The following is a 19,042-nucleotide window of genomic DNA, read 5'->3' as shown; positions in this document are numbered from 1 at the left end:
ATATTACTTGTGGGTTACCTTTATCACATCTTCAATTTGAGATAATTTGCTTATAACTTCAATGTTATCAATGTTTTTATTTGTTTTAATTAATAAATTTATTACAGTTTTATTGTCTTCAATATTATTAAAATCAATGGATACTATAGTTAAGTTTAAATCACCAGTAACTTGTCCTATTCTTCCTAATTGCCCTGGTTTTTTTAATATTACTATTCTAACTTTCATATATTTATCACTTCTTAAAAATTTGCCTTCTATGCTAGAAAATAATAAAAGAGTTATAAATATTAGTACTGTAACAAAAATACCACCAAAATAAAAACCAGCCCCTATAGCAAGTCCTACACAAGCAACAGCCCATAAACTTGCTGCAGTAGTAAGTCCCTTTACAGATACTCCTTCTTTTATAATTGTTCCAGCTCCTAAAAATCCTATTCCACTTATTACTTGTGCTCCTATTCTTGTAGGATCTACATTTGAATATCTAATATCATCAGCTATATATAAGCCAACAATCATAACCAAAGTTGAACCAACACACACTAATATATGAGTCCTAAAACCAGCTGGTCTTTTTATACTTTCTCTTTCTATTCCTATGACTCCTGATAAAATTATTGATACTATTAGTTTAAGTGATATTTCTAAATAATCTATATTAATCGCCCCTTGTATAAATTTTATAATTTATTTATCTCTTTTACTAATTCATCAATAAGTTCTTCTTCTTTAACCTTCTTTATTATCTTACCCTTTTTAAATATTAAACCTATTCCATTGCCTCCTGCAATTCCAATATCAGCTTCTTTAGCTTCACCAGGACCATTTACTTCACAACCCATTATAGCTACTTTTATAGGTTTACTCATAGAATCTATTTTTTCTTCTACTTTTCTTACAATTCCTTCTAAATCTATTCTTGTTCTTCCACATGTAGGACAAGATATAACTTCTATCTTATCATTTAATAAGCCTAATGCTCTTAAAATTTGTTTTCCAACTTTGACTTCTTCTATTGGATCTCCGGTTAAAGATACTCTTATAGTATCTCCAATTCCACGAGCAAGTAAAGCTCCTATTCCTATAGATGACTTGATGGTTCCTTTCCAAATTGAGCCTGATTCAGTTATACCAATATGAAGTGGATAATCTATAATTTCAGATAATTTTTCATATGATTTTAAGGTCATATCAATATCAGTTGATTTTACAGATAATACAATTTTCTTAAAATCCATATCTTCTAAGATCCTAACATGTTCCATAGCACTTTCTACCATAGAATTCACATTAACACCACCATATTTTTCTAAAAACTCCTTTTTTATAGAACCAGAATTAACACCTATTCTTATTGGAATATCTTTTTCCTTACATTTTTCAACTATTTGTCTAACTCTTTCTATATTACCAATATTACCAGGATTAATTCTTAGTCCATCTACTCCACTTTCAATAGATTCTAATGCTAATCTATAATCAAAATGAATATCTGCTATAATAGGAATATTTACCTCAGCCTTAATTTCCTTTAAAGCTAAAGCAGCTTCCATATCTGGTACAGCAAGTCTTATAATATCACATCCAACTGCTTCTAAAGATTTTATCTGTTCTATTGTTTTTTTTATATCTCTAGTATCAGTATTAGTCATAGATTGTACAGTAACAGGAAATTGATCTCCAATTCCTACATCACCATAATAAAAATTCTTTGTTTTATTTCTGTTCATATTAACAACCCCTAAAAAATATTTAGTCTTCCTAAATCATTATAAGAAATAAATATCATTAAAGCCATTAAAATAGCAAATCCAATAAAATGAATTATACCTTCTTTTTCTGGATCTAATGGCTTACCTCTTAATAACTCTATCAATATAAATAATATTCTACTACCATCTAAAGCCGGCACAGGTAATAAATTAAAAAAACCTAAATTAATATTTATAAATGCAGCCAGATTAAGAACAGATAAAAATCCATATCTAGTTGTTTCACCTATCAATTGTACAACACCAATAGGTCCTGCTACATCTGAAGAACTAACATTTCCTGTAATTGCCATTTTTATAAAATCAAACATTAAAGATATTATAAAAATAAAGTTTGTAAATGCATATTTTATAGCTCCTACAAATGAAGCTTTAGTTTTTGAACTTATTCCAATTAGTTTATTACCATTTTCATCTTCTTGTGGCTTTAATGTGAAGTTTATTTCTTCATTATTCCTTAATACACTAATATTCACATCACCTTTTGTACTTGTTATAATATCTCTACTTTCATTCCAATTATTTATTTCTTCATTATTTACAGATATTATTTGATCGCCACTTCTAATACCCGCCTCATATGCTGGACCATCTTCTACAACTGTGTCTATTGTAGTGGTAGGTGAACCTACAAATAAAGATATAGCAAAAAATATTAAAATAGCTAAAGTAAAGTTCATTATTGCTCCTGCTGTTAAAACTAATATCCTAGAGATTGGAGATTTATTACTAAAGCTTCTTTCATCTTCAGATTTTTCATCTTCACCTTCCATTTTTACATATCCTCCTATTGGAAGTATACGAAGTGAATATTCTGTTTCACCTTTATCAAATTTAGCTATCCTTGGTCCCATACCTATAGAAAATTCATCCACCTTTATCCCTACTAATTTCGCCACTGCAAAATGTCCAAATTCATGTACCAAAACTACAATGAAAAAAATCAATATTGCCGCAATTGCTGTAGTCACTTATATCCACTCCAATGTTTAAATATTTAATAATTCTTTTACCTTTACTCTTGCCCAATTATTACTATATAAAACATCTTCTATATTAGGATTATATATATTTTCATGAATATCTAAAATCTTTTCAGTAATATTTGGTATATCATAAAACTTGATTTTTTCTTTTAAAAATAGTTCTACTAATATTTCATTAGATGCATTTAAAACCGAAGACATAGTTCCACCTTCTTTTAAAGCACGATATGCAAGTTCTAATGAAGGAAAAGTTTGTAAATCAGGTTTTTCAAATGTCAATTTAGAAACTTGTGCAAGATCTAGTTTCATTATATCATTTTTTATTCTATGAGGATAAGTCAAAGCATATTGTATTGGAATTCTCATATCTGATATGCCAAGTTGTGCAATGACACTACCATCAATATATTCAACCATTGAATGAATTATACTTTGTGGATGAACAACTACATCAATATTTTCTAAATCCACATCAAATAACCACTTAGCTTCTATAACTTCTAAACCTTTATTCATAAGAGTAGAAGAATCAATAGATATTTTTCTACCCATATCCCAATTGGGATGTTTTAATGCTTCTTTATAGCTTATATTCAAGAGATCTTCCTTTTTTTTGCCTCTAAAAGGTCCTCCTGATGCTGTCAATATGATTTTATTTATTTCTTTTTTACTATCAGTAGTTATAGATTGAAAGATAGCTGAATGCTCACTATCTACTGGTATTAAGTTTATATTTTTTTCTTTTATTTTATTCATTACAATACTACCTGCAGTAACTAAAGTTTCTTTGTTTGCAAGAGCAATAGTTTTACCAGTCTCAATAGCTGCCATTGTAGGTTTAAGTCCTATCATTCCTACAACTGATGTAAGTAAAATATCTATATTTTCATATTTAGCTAAGTTTATAAGACCTTCCATACCACTATATACCTTTATATTATATGGCTTTAATTTTATTTTTAATATATCGGCATTATCTTTATCAAATACACTTACAATATCAGGTTTGAATTCTATAGCTTGCATCTCTAATAAATCAATATTATTATTACCACTTAAAGCAGTAATATTAAATAAGTCTCTATTTTTTCTAATTACATCTAATGCTTGAGTCCCTATAGAACCAGTCGAGCCAAGTATTCCAATATTCTTCAAAAAATCACTCCTAATTTTAAATATATTACATATTATATCTTATATAAAATAATTAATAAAATAAAACAATAAAGGTGCAATGAAAAGTATGCTATCAAATCTATCTAATACTCCACCATGTCCTGGCATAATATTTCCATAATCTTTTATTTTTATATATCTTTTGATTTTAGAAGCTGTCAAATCACCAATCATAGAAGCTAATGAACATAAGAAAGCAAGTAAAATAAATATATATAAATTTTTAAGATTCATAAAACTAACAAATATTAATGTAGCAAGTATGGAACCTATTAGCCCTCCTATAGCTCCTTCAATAGTTTTATTGGGACTTATGACTTTGGCAAGTTTTCTTTTACCAAACAGTCTTCCTGTAAAATATGCAAATGTATCAGTAGAAAATGCAATTATAAAAATCAACCAAATTAATTTATTATCACTTAATAAAGATATATGAACTAATGAAAATGGTATATAAATACTAGCAAGTAAATTCAAACCTATTTCATTAATATTATACTCTTTATTAAATACATATATAAACATTATTATTAAGAAATTTATTATTATGCTAAAATTTATAAGTATATAAGAATTAAATAAAGAAAGTGAAAATAAAACAACAGAATATAAATATAAATAATTTGTTATCTTTATATTTATATTAGAAAAAGCATTTTTAAATTCTCTTATTCCAATTATACTGATTATCAACACACCTAATTTAAGAGCTATTCCACCAGTCATTACAACAAGAAGCAAAAGAATTATTCCTATTATTCCACTAATTATTCTTGTTTTCATATATTTTTACACTCCCCATTTAAATTCCACCAAAACGTCTAACTCTATTTTGATATTCATATATCACTCTATGTAGATTATTAGTATAAAATTCAGGCCAATTTTCATCAACAAAGAAAAACTCACTATATGCTATTTGATAGTTTAAGAAATTACTCAATCTTTTTTCTCCACTAGTTCTTATAACAATATCAGGATCTGGCTGTTTTTTTGTATATAAATAATCTTTAAATGAATCTTCATCAATTTCTTTTAAGGATACATTTCCAACCATTAAATCTTTATATAAAGATTTAATCCCATTAATTATCTCATCTCTTCCACCATAATTTAAAGCTATATTAAGTTCTAATTTAGAGTTGTTTCTAGTTAACTCTATAGCATTTTCTATTTCATTAGTAATAGATCTATCTAATCTAGATAAGTCTCCTAATATATTTATTTTTACATTGTTTTTATGAATTTGTTTTAATTTACTCTTTAAAAATTCAACTAATAATTTCATCAAATAATCTATTTCTTCTTTTGGTCTACTCCAATTTTCAGTAGAAAAAGCATATAGCGTAAGATGATTTATACCCAAATTACCACATTCCTCTACAATATCCATCACTCTTTTTACGCCTTCTCTGTGGCCTGCAGTTCTAGGTAAGAATCGTTTTTTAGCCCATCTTCCATTGCCATCCATTATTATAGCTATGTGTTTAGGTAAATTATCTTTATCTATTTTATCTTTAAATTTTTCTGTAGATTTTATGTTTTTTAATATATCCAATTTTAATACCTCCATTATAAAGATTAAAACCCCTTCTTTAAAGAAGGGGATTAAAATGCACATACTATAATTTTAATTGAATTATCTTTTATGTCAAATTTAATAACCCGTAATTGATCCAACTCATTTATAAATCGTTTGTTTGTGCCTTTAGTTTCTACTATATTAATAGATAAATCTTCATCTATTAAATCAAAAGCTTCTTTTAATGGCAATCCTATAATATCAAGATCCAAATTAAACCTCCAATAATTCTACTTCTTTTTCCTTGGCAAGTCTATCTAATTCTTTAATATAAGTATCAGTTAATTCTTGAATTTTTCCTTCTGATTTTATGAGTTCATCATCAGATAACTCACCATTTTTATTTAATTTCTTTAATTCATCATTTCCATTTCTTCTTTCATTTCTTATAGCAACCTTAGATGATTCAGTAATTTTACCTAATACTTTTGTCATATCGCGTCTAGTTTCTTCAGTTAATTGAGGAATGATAAGACGTATGTTTTTTCCATCACTAGAAGGATTTAAACCTAAATCACTTTTTTGAATAGCTTTTTCAATTTCAGGAATTGAATTAGCATCCCAAGGAGATATAAGTAATTGTCTAGCTTCAGGAACAGAAATATTTGAAATTTGATTTAAAGGAGTAGCTGTTCCATAATAATTAACCATTATCTTATCCAATAATGATGGATGAGCTCTTCCTGCTCTAATACTTTTTAATTCTTCATTAAAAGCCTTAACTGTTTTTTTCATGTTGTTTTCCACATTTTTGTGAACTTCTAAATACATAATTAATCCTCCTTTAATGTTGTACCAATATCAGCACCAAACACAACTTTAGTTATATTTTTAGCATCTTCTATACTAAATACTATTATTGGTATATTATTATCTTTACATAATGATGCTGCTGTAGAGTCCATTACTTTTAATTCTAAATTTAATACTTCTTTATGTTTTAATTTTTTAAACTTCTTGGCATTAGGATTTTCCTTAGGATCAGAATCATATACCCCATCTACACCTTTTTTTGCAAGTAAGATAACATCAGATTCAATTTCTGCAGCTCTTAATGCTGCTGTAGTGTCTGTTGTGAAATAAGGATTTCCAGTACCTGCTGCAAATATAACTACTCTTCCCTTTTCTAGATGCCTTACAGCTTTTCTCTTTATATAAGGTTCTGCTATTTGTCTCATTTCAATAGCAGTTTGAACTCTAGTAAGTACTCCTATATTTTCAAGTGCATCTTGCATAGCAAGAGAGTTTATAACTGTAGCAAGCATTCCCATATAATCTGCTGTACTTCTATCCATTTCTTTACTACTTCTACCTCGCCAAAAATTGCCTCCACCTACTACAATAGCAATTTCTACGCCTGCTTCTTGTAAAACTTTTACTTCTTTTGCAACCTTACTTATGGTCTCTTCATCTAAACCAAATTTTTTATCACCACTTAAGGCTTCTCCACTTAATTTTAATACTATTCTTTTATATATAGGTTTATCCATATAAACACCCCTAATTATATTATTCTACATAAAATTTAAAAAACCTCTTTTAAATTTATACTTATTTAAATGGAGAACATTTCTATGTTCTCCATTTAAATATTAATTATTATTTTCCCATTTGCTTAGCTACTTCTTCAGCAAAGTTTTCTTCTTTTTTCTCTATACCTTCTCCAACTTCATAACGAGTAAATCTTCTTATTTTTATATTTTCACCTAAAGTAGATATTTTTTCATTTAATAAATCTTTTATAGTTTTATCTGAATCTTTTATAAAAGGTTGTTCCATTAAACATACTTCTTTATAATACTTTTCAATTCTACCTTCTACCATTTTATCAACAATTTTCTCTGGTTTGCCTTCATTTAAAGCTTGTTGTTTTAATACTTTTTTCTCAGCCTCTATCTTATCTGAAGGAACTTCATCTCTTGATACAAACTCAGGATTTTGTGCAGCTATTTGCATAGCAACATCCTTTGCAAAGTCTTTAAATCCTTCATTTTTAGCAACAAAATCTGTCTCACTATTAATTTCTACTATAACACCTATTCTTCCACCATGTATATATGATTCAATAAGTCCTTCTGCTGCTATTCTATCTGATTTTTTAGCAACTTTTGAAAGTCCTTTTTCTCTTAATAATTCTACAGCTTTTTCCATATCTCCATCAGTTTCTACTAATGCCTTTTTACAATCCATCATACCTACACCAGTTTTTTCTCTTAATTCTTTTACCATTGCCGCTGTTACTGCCATTTCTATTCCTCCTTGTTTGTTTGCTTCATATTAATAAATGGTAAGAGTAGTAAGGGAAAACCCCTTATATGCCCTTACCATTTAAATTACTCGTTATCTTCTATTTGTTCGCCTTGCTTACCTTCTAATACAGCATTAGCCATAGTTTCAGTAAGTAATTTAACTGCGCGAATTGCATCATCATTTCCTGGTATTACATAATCAACTTCATCTGGATCACAATTAGTATCAACTACTGCAATCACAGGAATACCTAAGATTTTAGCTTCACTTATAGCAATTTTTTCTTTTCTAGGGTCAACTACGAATAGTGCATCTGGCACTTTTTTCATATTTTTTATACCACCAAGAAATTTTTCTAATCTTTCTTCTTCATGCTTTAACTTAATAACTTCTTTTTTAGGAAGTAAATCATAAGTTCCTTCTTCTTCCATTTTTTTAAGTTCATGAAGTCTATTAATTCTCTTTTTAATAGTTTTGAAGTTTGTAAGCATACCTCCAAGCCATCTTTGGCTTACAAAATGCATTTCACTTCTTTTTGCTTCATTCTCTATAGATTCTTGAGCTTGTTTCTTTGTTCCTACAAAAAGTATCTCTCCACCTTCTTGAGCGATATCTCTTATAACATTATAAGCTTGTTCTACTTTTTTCACTGTTTTTTGAAGATCTATTATATAGATTCCATTTCTTTCAGTGAAAATGTATTCAGCCATTTTTGGATTCCATCTTCTTGTTTGATGTCCAAAATGAACACCTGCTTCAAGAAGTTGCTTCATACTTATAACTGACATTGCTACACCTCCTGTTTTTTTACCTCCATTCAAATCATCTTCTTTTAGAACCTTTTTTATAAAAAGGAACAACCAAAAGAATTAATGAATGTGTGTATTTTAACCTTTATCATTATACCATGAAGTAAATACTAATTTCAAGCTTTTTTTAGTTTTTATTGAAATCATTTAATTTTAATATTATTTCTATTTCTCTTTTACCCTTATTAAGTATTTTAGCTATTTCATCTTTTGATTTGCCATTTTTGTGAAGCAACAATATATCTTCTTTAAAAGTATTTTCTTTTATGTATTCTTTATTAGTATGCTCTTCTTTTATTTTCTTTTCTTTTATATCTTTATTTTCCAATTTTTCTTCTTCAATTTTATCATCTTTCATTAAGTATTCTAAATTAGAAATTATATCATTCAATGCATTACTATATTCATCTATTTCATCATATACTTGATTTATTTTCATCATTTTTATATTTTCATCATTATTATATTTTATAAGCAATATTATAGATATTACAATTAATATTATACCTAAAATCAGTAATCCTAATACCATATTTTTCTCCTTTAAGATTTATTAAAACTCATAATTTATAAGCTTTGATTTTATTTTTTTGATAGCCTTACTATGGATTTGAGAAATTCTAGATTCTGAGAGCTTTAAAATACTTCCTATTTCTTTATAATTTAGCTCTTCATAATAATACAGCGTTATAACTTCTCTTTCATTTTTAGCTAATTTATCTATGTAAGATGCCAATGTATGTAGAAATTCTTTATCTTCAATAATTAATTGTGGATCATCTTTAGTATCTAAGGGTTCTATACCACTGTTTGAGATTATTTCATCTAATGAATTTATATTAAATCTATTAATTTCTTTCATTATATTTTCAACTTCATTAATTTCAATATTTAATTTCCTTCTTTTATAATACTTCTGATTTTTCTTGATTCATTTGAAACTTGTCTTATTACAGCATTATACATCATAGTATTCTTTGCAAGAACTGCCATTTCCACATCAATATTTACATTATTTCCATCTCTCCTAGTAGAAAAATGTTTATTCTCTATCACCATATTTGTTCCGCCTACATCTTTTATATGTTTATTGTTTGTAGTTTTTAATTTCAAATTATCATTTTTATTTATTTGACTCTTTAAATTTTCTTCAAATAAAATTTTAGTTTTTTTATATCCAGGCGTATTTACATTTGATATATTGTTGTTTATAGATTCATTTCTCTTTGAATAACCATCAAGGGCTTGATTCATTAAGTTCATATTATTAAAAGTATTACCTAGCAAGATATTTCCCCCTTTTTTAGCTTAATTATCATTATAATACAAATTATTTATAAAACAAATAGTTTTTTTGTTCTATTTTGTTGTATATTATTATATTATTATATTATGATATAAATGATATAATAAAGGCCATAATTACCAGTTTTTATGATGTTATAATATATAGTCCAAACAAAAAATAGTAGTTTAGACCTATTATTTTCGGGTATAAAAAAATGCAATATAAAAGACAGTTTAAACTGTCTTTTATAGTATATATTTTGATAGGTCAATTTGTTCTATATCATGCTTTAATTTTTTATTAACATATTCTCTATCAATAGTAATTTCTTTTCCTTGATATAATGATGCATTAAAAGAAATTTCTTCTAATAATTCTTCAAGTATTGTATACAATCTCCTTGCTCCAATATTCTCTGTTTGATCATTTACAACAAATGCAATCTTGGCAATTTCTGATATGCCTTCATCTGTAAAATTAAGTTCTACCTCTTCTGTAGCTAATAAATATTTATATTGTTTGATTAAAGCATTTTGAGGTTTTGTAAGTATTTCTTTGAAGTTATCTTCTGTAAGATTATCAAGTTTCACCCTAATTGGAAATCTTCCCTGTATTTCAGGTATCAAATCAGTTACTTTTGCAATATGAAAAGCTCCTGCTGCAATAAATAATATATGATCGGTTTTTATAGGACCATATTTACTCATAATAGTTGAACCTTCTATAATAGGTAAAATATCTCTTTGTACACCTTCTCTTGATACATCAGGTCCAGAACCACCTCTTCCTGCTATTTTATCTATTTCATCAATAAATATAATTCCATTATTTTCAGCCCTATCTATAGCAATTGAGTTTATATCATCTATATCAATCATTTTTTGAGCTTCTTCATTAGCAAGAATTTTTCTAGCTTCTCTAATTGTAACCTTTCTATTTTTCTTCTTTTTGGGAATAATTCCAGAAAACATATCATTAATATTCATATCATCCATACCCATAGCACCCATCATACCCATAGGTTGTGAACTATTTTCTTCAACTAATATTTCAACATATTGAAACTCTAATTCTTTATTTCTTAATTTGTCCCTTATAGTCTTTTTATCTCCTATGTCATCTTTTTCTTTATCTATATCTTCATCTTCGTCGGAATTACTTGAGCCAAAGAAAGCTTCAAATGGATTTGAATTTTTTTCTTTCTTTTTTTCTGGACCATTTATTAATATTTTCAAAATTCTTTTTTCTGCAAGTTCTTCTGCCTTATCATATACATTTGATATTTTTTCATTCTTCACTAATCGTATAGAAGTTTCAACAAGATCTCTTACCATAGATTCTACATCCCTACCCACATATCCAACCTCAGTAAATTTAGTAGCTTCCACTTTTACAAAAGGAGCATTTACAAGTTTTGCAAGCCTTCTTGCTATTTCAGTCTTACCTACACCAGTGGGGCCTTCCATGATAATGTTTTTAGGTCTTACTTCTTCTTTGAATTCATCATCTAATTTATTCCTTCTATATCTATTTCTAAGTGCAACAGCTACTGACCTCTTAGCTCTTTTTTGCCCTATTATATAATTATCTAACTTTTCTACTATTTCAATAGGTGTATAATTTTCCATTAGATACCTCCTAAAATTCTTCCGTTATTATATTGTCATTAGTAAAGACACATATTTCTGAAGCAATCTTTATAGATTTATATGCTATATCCTTGGCACTAAGGTCTGTATTGCTTTTCAATGCTTTTCCAGCAGCAAAAGCATAATTTCCACCAGAACCTATTGCAACTATACCTTCATCAGGTTCTATAACTTCTCCACCACCAGAGATGACCAAAAGATTTTCTTTATCTCCAGCTATTAACATGGCTTCTAACTTTCTAAGAACCTTATCTCCACGCCATTCTTTAGCTAAGTCTACAGCTGCACGGGTTAAATTGCCATTAAATTGTTGAAGTTTTTCTTCTAATTTATCAGATAATGTTATAGCATCTGCAACAGATCCAGCAAATCCAACTATTACACTATCCTTATATAATTTTCTAAGTTTTTTAGCAGTACTTTTCATTATAGTTTTATCACCCATAGTAACTTGACCATCTCCTGCAAAAGCCAATTCACCATTTTTTCTTACAGCTATAATTGTAGTAGCTCTTAACATATACAACACCTACCTATTCGTCTTTATTTTCTTTCCTTTTATAATCACATTCACTACATTTAATAGTAGTACCTTTTTTACTTGTTTTTTTAGTAAGAATGCTATCACATTCAGGACAATTTTCTTTTATAGGCATATCCCATGATACAAAATCACATTCAGGATAATTTGTACATCCATAAAATTTTCTTCCCTTTTTAGATTTTCGCTCTATTAATTCTCCATCTTTACACTTAGGACAATCAATATCTAGTTTATTTAATATAGCTTTTGTATTTTTACATTCAGGATAACCTGGACATGCTAAGAATTTACCATATCTTCCATGTTTTATAATCATATTTCTACCACATTTTTCACATGGAATATCTGTCTCTTCATCCATATCAATTTCTTCTATTTCTTCCTCTGCAACTTTTAGTACTCCTTTAAAGTCATCATAAAAATCAGAAATTACTTTTTTCCATACTATTTTACCTTCTTCTACTTTATCAAGTCTATTTTCCATATCAGCTGTAAATTCTTCATTTATGATATTTTTAAAATATTCTATTAATAAATCTGTAACCACAATTCCAAGTTCTGTAGGTTTAAACGCTTTATTCTCTATAATCACATACCCTCTACTTAAAATCGTACTTATAGTTGGTGAATAAGTAGCAGGCCTTCCTATACCAAGTTCTTCCATTGTCTTTACTAAACTAGCTTCACTAAATCTTGCAGATGGTTGAGTAAAATGTTGTTTTGGCAAAATATCCTTTATATCTAATTTATCATCTTTTTTCATATCTGGAATATCTATATTTTTATCTTTGTTTTTTACAGGATAAACTTTTAAGAATCCATCAAAATTTATTTGAGATCCACTGGTTCTAAGTCTATAATCAGATGCTTGTATATCTATAGTTAAAGTATCATAAATAGCTTGAGCCATTTGACTTGCTACAAATCTTTGCCATATTAAATTATACAATTTAAATTGATCATTACTTAAAGAATCTTTGATTTTATCTGCTGATTTAAACACATCAGTAGGCCTTATAGCTTCATGTGCATCTTGAATATTTTTTTTATTTTTAGAAGCTTTTTTATTTGATAAATATTTACTTCCAAAGTTATTTTCTATATATTCTTTAACATTTTCTTGAGCTTCAGAAGAAATCCTAGTAGAATCTGTTCTTATATAAGTTACAAGCCCTATAGTGCCTTCTCCTTTTATATCTATTCCTTGATATAAATCTTGAGCTAATTTCATAGTTTTTTTGGTTGAAAATCCAAGCCTATTAGATGCATCTTGTTGGAGGGAACTAGTAGTATAAGATGGATAAGGATTTCTTTTTTTCTTTCCTCTTTTAACATTTTCTACGAGTAAATTTGATTTAGAAATTTCATCAACAATTACCTTAGATTCATCTTCATTTTTTATTTCTATTTTTTCTAATTTTCCATCTATTATTTTTCCATTTAAGTATGATTCAAATTCTTTTTTATCTTTAAGAAGCAGAAAATCAATAGACCAATATTCTTCCGGATTAAATTTTTCAATTTCTCTTTCTCTATCTACTATAAGTTTAGTTGCAACAGACTGTACTCTACCTGCACTTAAACCTTTTCTAACTTTTTTCCAAAGCAAAGGACTTATCTTATATCCAACTAATCTATCTAATGCCCTTCTTGCTTGTTGGGCATCAACTAAGTCCATATCTATAGCTCTAGGATTTTTAATTGCATTTTTAACAGTGTTTTTTGTTATTTCATTAAACACTACCCTATTATTTTCCCCTTCATCTAATTTTAAAGCTCTAGCTAAATGCCATGATATGGCTTCACCTTCTCTATCAGGGTCAGTTGCTAAATAAACTTTATCAGCTTTTTTTGCTTCTTTTTTTAATTCACTGAGTATAGGTCCCTTTCCCCTTATTGTGATATATCTCGGTTCAAAATTATCCTCAATATCTATACCAAGCTTACTTTTAGGTAAGTCAATAACATGACCTACCGAAGCTTTAATTTTATATTTTCTTCCTAAAAACTTGCCTATAGTTTTAGCCTTTGCAGGCGACTCAACTATAACTAATGTCTTTCCCAAAATATTCGCCTCCGATTAATTAACTATTGTAAAAACTTTTCCTGGTAATGCCTTAATTATATTTTTCATCTCTAGTATTGTAAGTATACTTGTAAGTTCTATTATATTTATATCTGTATTATATGCTATCATATCTGAATGTATGGGTCCATTTTCTATTGTCCTTATAACAGAAATCTCATTTTTACTAAAATTATCATAATTTATTTTGTTTTTTTTGTTTTGTTCTAATATTAAACTGAAATCTATCATTTCTTCTAATATATCTTCTACACATGTAACTATTTTAGCACCATCTTTTATCAAAAGGTTTGTTCCTTTACTATATATACTATTTATATTTCCAGGAACTGCAAATACATCCTTACCTTGGTCTAATGCATGATAAGCAGTAATTAATGATCCACTTCTTTCTTTTGCTTCTATTACTAGTAGACCATTTGATAATCCACTTATTATTCTATTCCTTAGTGGAAAATTACCAGCTACAGGTGCCATTCCTATAGGAAATTCAGATATTACTAAACCATTTTCACAAATATCATTATATAAATTAGTATTTGTTTTAGGATAAGCTTGATCTACTCCAGATCCTAATACAGCTATAGTATCTCCTTTTTTATCTAAACTAGCCTTATGACTTATAGCATCAATTCCTAAAGCCATACCACTGACTATACAAATTCCAAATTCACAAAGTTCTTTGGAAAATTTCTCAGCTGCCCATTTACCATAGTAGGTAGCTTTTCTAGATCCTACTACAGCAATAGAAAGTTTATTTAATAAATTTATATTACCCTTATAATACAAAACATTTGGTGGATTATATATATTCTTTAATTTCAAAGGATATTCATGATCAAGTATTGTTAGTATATTTATATTATTATCTGATGCCGAAGATAAAATATCATTATAATATTTTTCGTTTTTAAATTCTACTAATTTGTTTTTTATATTACTTTTTAAAAACATTAATTTCATTATATCATTATTACTTAAATTCCATAAATCTGTCAAGTTTTCAAACTTGTTATTGATAACTTCTATAGTTTTATTTCCTATTCCTCTTATGCTATTAAGCCATATTAAAACATCTCTATTTCTCATTTTTATCCCCCAAGTTCAATTTTATTCAATATAAATTAAATAGAAAAATATTTTCTATCCATACTTCTATATTGGATTGCTTCTAATATATGTAGACTCTTTATATTTTTGGATTTATCTAAATCAGCAATTGTTCTTGATACCTTTAATATTTTATTATAAGCTCTAGCACTTAATCCTAATTTATCAAAAGCATTCTTTAATATTTCTTCTGCCTCTTTATCTATTTTACAGTATTTATTTACATTTCTACCCTCAAGTTCTGAATTTGAAAAAATATTTTCTTCTGAATATCTTTCAATTTGAATATCCCTACACTTATTTACCCTAAATGATACATCCTTTGAAGATTCTACTTTAATATCTTTAGATTTTAAATCATCAAAATTAACAGGACTTACTTCTATATGTATATCTATACGATCTAACAAAGGTCCACTTATTTTCTTTAAATATCTATCAATATCACGAGGATTACAGCTGCATTCATGTAGAGGATCACCATAGTAACCACATGGACATGGATTCATGCTTGCTACTAGCATAAAATTAGATGGATATGTAAGTGTAGCATTAACCCGAGATATAGTAACTATATTATCTTCCATAGGTTGTCTTAATACTTCAAGTGCAGATTTAGCAAATTCAGGTAATTCATCTAAAAATAAAACACCAAAATGTGCAAGTGAGACTTCACCTGGTGAAGGTGTTCTTCCACCTCCTACCAAAGATACCCTAGATATTGTATGATGAGGAGATCTAAATGGTCTTTTACTTAATAGACCATTTTCCTTTATAAGTCCTGCAATACTATATATTTTCGTCACTTCCAATGCTTCATCAAAAGACATCTGAGGAAGTATTGTAGGGAGTCTCTTAGCTATCATTGTTTTTCCAGATCCTGGGGGGCCAATAATCAATATATTGTGTCCCCCAGCTGCTGCTACTTCCATAGCTCTTTTTAATGTCTCTTGACCTTTAATATCCTTAAAATCCTGAAATACATATTCATCTTTATCATTGTTTAAACTTTCAGTCTTCCATGGATTTACTTCTTCTAGTCCATTTAAAAAATTTACTAATTCTTTTATATTTTTTACAGGAATAACTTCTATTCCTTTAACTACACCACATTCTTCTTTGTTGTTAAAGGGGATTATAACTCTTTTTATTCCAAGTGAAAGTAAAGATATAACCATAGGTAGCGCCCCATCTATTTTTGTAACTTCACCATCTAAAGACAGTTCTCCTATGAAGCAAGTATCTGTTAAATCATCCTTTTTTATTATTTCCATACAATTTAATATACCTGTAGCTATAGCTAAATCCATTTGTGATCCTTGTTTTTTAAGACTAGCAGGAGCTAAATTAATAGTTATTCTATTTAGCGGGAATTTAAATCCACTATTATTGATTGCAGTTCTAACCCTATCTTTAGATTCTTTTATAGAAGCATCTGGTAGTCCTACAATATTAAAACAAGGCATGCCATTTGATAAGTCAGTTTCAACTTCTACGATATTTCCATCAAGACCTTGAAGTACACAAGTATTTATTTTAGATAGCATATTCATTTCTCCTTTTAATCATATACTCTTATAATTCAATATTTTTTTACAAAATCCTCTTTTTTATTAGAAAATTTATAAATATTTTCATTATCAATTATGATAAGATTTATTATGATCAATATATAGATAAAAAATATAGCTTAAACTATATTTTTTTATCTGTATATTAACTTTTGCCTCATATATAAGAAGTTGTTTTTATGCATATGAATTGATTTTATATCAACACCTGGATAATCATCCTTAGAGAATGGATGTTTTTCATTTAATATTAAATTACCCCCTGAATATAGTCCCGAATAATTTATAAACATTTCATTTAATAACCTTTCTTTTAATAATATAGATATAAATCCAGGAGATTCTACTAATATTTTATCTAAGCCTAAATCCTTTAATTTTTTTAATATATTGTTAATATTAAATTCTTCATTATTTTCTTCATACATTACTTTAATTTTCTTGTTGTTTTTTAACTTGCCATCATAACTATCTATTCTTATCTCTTCTATTTCTTTATCTATATTTTCAAGAATATATTTATATCCTTTTTTAGTAGTTAAAATTATTGTAGGTACATCATCTTCTCTAATTATCTTGTGCTTTAAATTCATCCTCCCACTTCTACTTATTATTATATTCCATGGCATAATGCTCTTTTTATCTAATTCTTCTATTCTTATTTTTTCTAAGATTTCATCATATATATGACCTGTGATATTTGTCTCTACTTCTAATGTTTTACTACCAAATATTATTCCATCACTATAGGTTCTAAGTAAATTTAATACCCATAAATCAGCTAGACCACCATCTGGATCTAAAAAATTTCCTTTTGATATTTCATTACTTTTATTTTGATCTTCAAATCCAATCTTACCATCTAAAGTCATTATCAAACTACCATATAGATATGGAAATCTATTATCCTTTGGAATATTAAAATCTCCATATATTTCTTTTATATAATCCGGAGTATTTTCATTTGATGGATGTAAACTCGAATTAAAAATTTTATTTAAGATTATTTTTTTTTTGTTAAATTTAATTCTAGGAAGCTTCATATTATACCACCTTTTCTTTTTATTTTAATTATATATATTGCCGAGGAAATATGCAAATCAAGGCATTTTAATTGTTTTTTTGACAAATTACATTAATTTTTTTGAGAATAATATATACGATTAAAGAAATAATAATTATATGATAACAAAATTTTTTATATATGGGTTTTTAGGTTTGATAGTAGAAATTTTATTTACAGGAGTACATTCGCTTATATCAAATGATTTTTATATATGGTTCGGGAGCATTTCTAGAAAAAATTCATGATTTAATAAGAGAAAAAAATATTATTATAAGAGGAGGTCTATGGGTAGTTTTAATATTATCTATTGAATTAATAACAGGTTTCTTACTTCAAAAATTGATAGGTGTATGTCCTTGGGATTATACTGGTAGCTCACCTTATGCTTTGTTTGGACTAATAAGGATTGACTATATTCCTTATTGGTTTGTACTAGGTTTAATTTTTGAAAAAATACATGACTTTTTAGATGCTTTTATGGGAAAACTTAAAATGACTTTAGATTAGTTTTCTAAAGTCATTTTAAGCCCAAAAGGCATTTACTATGTGATTTATTTTATTTTCATCTACATAAATTTCTATTATATCAAATCTAAATTGAGTGTTATAAAGATTGTTGTATTTTTGATATAGTTTTGCAGTATTGATTATTTTTCTTTGTTTTTTTATATTTACTGCTTCATAGGGATTACCGTAATTTGAATTTAACCTAGATTTAACTTCTATAAAAGCTACTATATCTTTATCTTTTGCTATTATATCTATTTCACCTATTTTTGTAGTAAAGTTTTTTTCTAATATCATATACCCTTTACCTAGCAAGGATTTTATTGCTATTTCTTCTCCAATATCACCTTTAATTTTATTTTGTTTTTTCATTTATTCTTCTCCTCATCAATCTCATATACAAAAGCCAAAATGCTTGCAACTGCTTCATAAAGTTCTAAAGGTATTTCATTGCCTAGTTCTATATTATAGAGCTTATTAGCTAAATTTTCATCTTCATTTATAAATACATCAGAACTTTTAGCCCTTTTTATTATATTGCTTGCAACAATTCCCTTGCCCTTTGCTACAATTTTAGGTGCCTTATCAATGTCAGATTTATATTTTATAGCTATAGCTATATTAGGATTTTTCATATATTTTT

General features: G+C 27.3%; 23 protein-coding genes. 1 reads left to right on the top strand and 22 read right to left on the bottom strand.

Annotated elements, in window-relative coordinates:
* Positions 1 to 3: 3 nt before the first annotated feature.
* The 20 genes from ACTHUW_RS00985 to ACTHUW_RS00890 all read right to left on the bottom strand — a co-directional run bounded on the left by ACTHUW_RS00985 (position 4) and on the right by ACTHUW_RS00890 (position 17,869).
* Positions 4 to 621 carry an MgtC/SapB family protein gene (locus tag ACTHUW_RS00985; RefSeq protein ID WP_442199025.1) on the bottom strand — a complete coding sequence of 206 codons (618 nt, stop codon included), beginning with the start codon at positions 619 to 621 and terminating at the stop codon, positions 4 to 6.
* A 62-nt stretch (positions 622 to 683) separates the two neighbouring features.
* The gene (gene ispG / locus ACTHUW_RS00980) at positions 684 to 1,733 is read right to left on the bottom strand and encodes a flavodoxin-dependent (E)-4-hydroxy-3-methylbut-2-enyl-diphosphate synthase (RefSeq protein ID WP_442196456.1); all 1,050 of its coding nucleotides are present in this window, start codon (positions 1,731 to 1,733) and stop codon (positions 684 to 686) included.
* A gap of 11 nt (positions 1,734 to 1,744) precedes the next feature.
* Positions 1,745 to 2,746 carry an RIP metalloprotease RseP gene (gene rseP / locus ACTHUW_RS00975; protein WP_442196457.1) on the bottom strand — a complete coding sequence of 334 codons (1,002 nt, stop codon included), beginning with the start codon at positions 2,744 to 2,746 and terminating at the stop codon, positions 1,745 to 1,747.
* 18 nt (positions 2,747 to 2,764) lie between these two features.
* Positions 2,765 to 3,916, bottom strand: coding sequence for a 1-deoxy-D-xylulose-5-phosphate reductoisomerase (locus ACTHUW_RS00970; protein WP_442212323.1), 1,152 nt, complete (start codon positions 3,914 to 3,916; stop codon positions 2,765 to 2,767).
* 39 nt (positions 3,917 to 3,955) lie between these two features.
* Positions 3,956 to 4,720 (bottom strand): phosphatidate cytidylyltransferase, encoded by a 765-nt coding sequence (locus ACTHUW_RS00965; RefSeq protein WP_442196459.1) that lies wholly within the window; start codon positions 4,718 to 4,720, stop codon positions 3,956 to 3,958.
* 19 nt (positions 4,721 to 4,739) lie between these two features.
* Positions 4,740 to 5,510, bottom strand: coding sequence for an isoprenyl transferase (locus tag ACTHUW_RS00960; protein WP_442196460.1), 771 nt, complete (start codon positions 5,508 to 5,510; stop codon positions 4,740 to 4,742).
* Positions 5,511 to 5,545: 35 nt separating this feature from the next.
* Entirely contained in the window at positions 5,546 to 5,731 is a 186-nt protein-coding gene (locus ACTHUW_RS00955; protein ID WP_442196461.1) for a hypothetical protein, read from the bottom strand.
* Between the two features lies 1 nt (position 5,732).
* Entirely contained in the window at positions 5,733 to 6,290 is a 558-nt protein-coding gene (gene frr, locus ACTHUW_RS00950; protein WP_442196462.1) for a ribosome recycling factor, read from the bottom strand.
* Between the two features lie 2 nt (positions 6,291 to 6,292).
* The gene (gene pyrH, locus ACTHUW_RS00945; protein WP_442196463.1) at positions 6,293 to 7,009 is read right to left on the bottom strand and encodes a UMP kinase; all 717 of its coding nucleotides are present in this window, start codon (positions 7,007 to 7,009) and stop codon (positions 6,293 to 6,295) included.
* Between the two features lie 109 nt (positions 7,010 to 7,118).
* Entirely contained in the window at positions 7,119 to 7,766 is a 648-nt protein-coding gene (tsf, locus tag ACTHUW_RS00940; RefSeq protein WP_442196464.1) for a translation elongation factor Ts, read from the bottom strand.
* Between the two features lie 86 nt (positions 7,767 to 7,852).
* The gene (gene rpsB, locus ACTHUW_RS00935; RefSeq protein WP_442196465.1) at positions 7,853 to 8,557 is read right to left on the bottom strand and encodes a 30S ribosomal protein S2; all 705 of its coding nucleotides are present in this window, start codon (positions 8,555 to 8,557) and stop codon (positions 7,853 to 7,855) included.
* Positions 8,558 to 8,705: 148 nt separating this feature from the next.
* Positions 8,706 to 9,110: a DUF6115 domain-containing protein gene (locus ACTHUW_RS00930; RefSeq protein ID WP_442196466.1), complete on the bottom strand. Its 405-nt coding sequence runs from the start codon at positions 9,108 to 9,110 to the stop codon at positions 8,706 to 8,708.
* Positions 9,111 to 9,131: 21 nt separating this feature from the next.
* Entirely contained in the window at positions 9,132 to 9,440 is a 309-nt protein-coding gene (locus tag ACTHUW_RS00925) for a sigma-70 family RNA polymerase sigma factor (RefSeq protein WP_442196467.1), read from the bottom strand.
* 29 nt (positions 9,441 to 9,469) lie between these two features.
* Entirely contained in the window at positions 9,470 to 9,865 is a 396-nt protein-coding gene (flgB, locus tag ACTHUW_RS00920) for a flagellar basal body rod protein FlgB (RefSeq protein ID WP_442196468.1), read from the bottom strand.
* Positions 9,866 to 10,111: 246 nt separating this feature from the next.
* Positions 10,112 to 11,494, bottom strand: coding sequence for an ATP-dependent protease ATPase subunit HslU (gene hslU / locus ACTHUW_RS00915; RefSeq protein WP_442198925.1), 1,383 nt, complete (start codon positions 11,492 to 11,494; stop codon positions 10,112 to 10,114).
* Between the two features lie 10 nt (positions 11,495 to 11,504).
* Positions 11,505 to 12,035, bottom strand: a complete 531-nt coding sequence (gene hslV / locus ACTHUW_RS00910) for an HslVU peptidase proteolytic subunit (RefSeq protein ID WP_442196470.1) — start codon at positions 12,033 to 12,035, stop codon at positions 11,505 to 11,507.
* A 13-nt stretch (positions 12,036 to 12,048) separates the two neighbouring features.
* On the bottom strand, positions 12,049 to 14,124 hold the full coding sequence (topA, locus tag ACTHUW_RS00905) for a type I DNA topoisomerase (RefSeq protein WP_442196471.1): 2,076 nt from the start codon (positions 14,122 to 14,124) through the stop codon (positions 12,049 to 12,051).
* A 15-nt stretch (positions 14,125 to 14,139) separates the two neighbouring features.
* On the bottom strand, positions 14,140 to 15,234 hold the full coding sequence (gene dprA, locus ACTHUW_RS00900) for a DNA-processing protein DprA (protein WP_442196472.1): 1,095 nt from the start codon (positions 15,232 to 15,234) through the stop codon (positions 14,140 to 14,142).
* Between the two features lie 35 nt (positions 15,235 to 15,269).
* Entirely contained in the window at positions 15,270 to 16,802 is a 1,533-nt protein-coding gene (locus ACTHUW_RS00895) for a YifB family Mg chelatase-like AAA ATPase (RefSeq protein ID WP_442196473.1), read from the bottom strand.
* A 158-nt stretch (positions 16,803 to 16,960) separates the two neighbouring features.
* Positions 16,961 to 17,869 carry a dihydrofolate reductase family protein gene (locus tag ACTHUW_RS00890; protein WP_442198926.1) on the bottom strand — a complete coding sequence of 303 codons (909 nt, stop codon included), beginning with the start codon at positions 17,867 to 17,869 and terminating at the stop codon, positions 16,961 to 16,963.
* Positions 17,870 to 18,090: 221 nt separating this feature from the next.
* Here ACTHUW_RS00890 and ACTHUW_RS00885 point away from each other — a divergent pair, with 221 nt between their 5' ends.
* On the top strand, positions 18,091 to 18,399 hold the full coding sequence (locus tag ACTHUW_RS00885; protein ID WP_442196474.1) for a putative ABC transporter permease: 309 nt from the start codon (positions 18,091 to 18,093) through the stop codon (positions 18,397 to 18,399).
* A 15-nt stretch (positions 18,400 to 18,414) separates the two neighbouring features.
* Here ACTHUW_RS00885 and ACTHUW_RS00880 read toward each other — a convergent pair whose 3' ends face one another.
* Together ACTHUW_RS00880 and ACTHUW_RS00875 are read right to left on the bottom strand one after the other, a co-directional pair.
* Positions 18,415 to 18,771: a YraN family protein gene (locus tag ACTHUW_RS00880; RefSeq protein ID WP_442196475.1), complete on the bottom strand. Its 357-nt coding sequence runs from the start codon at positions 18,769 to 18,771 to the stop codon at positions 18,415 to 18,417.
* On the bottom strand, positions 18,768 to 19,034 hold the full coding sequence (locus ACTHUW_RS00875; protein WP_442196476.1) for an EscU/YscU/HrcU family type III secretion system export apparatus switch protein: 267 nt from the start codon (positions 19,032 to 19,034) through the stop codon (positions 18,768 to 18,770). The genes ACTHUW_RS00880 and ACTHUW_RS00875 overlap by 4 nt, the downstream gene beginning before the upstream one ends.
* Between the last annotated feature and the right edge of the window lie 8 nt (positions 19,035 to 19,042).

The sequence above is a fragment of the Senegalia sp. (in: firmicutes) genome, assembly GCF_052088025.1.
Taxonomy (GTDB): domain Bacteria; phylum Bacillota; class Clostridia; order Tissierellales; family SIT17; genus Anaeromonas.
Note: the sequence above shows the minus strand (reverse complement) of the source record. Positions and strands in the feature narration are given on the sequence as shown.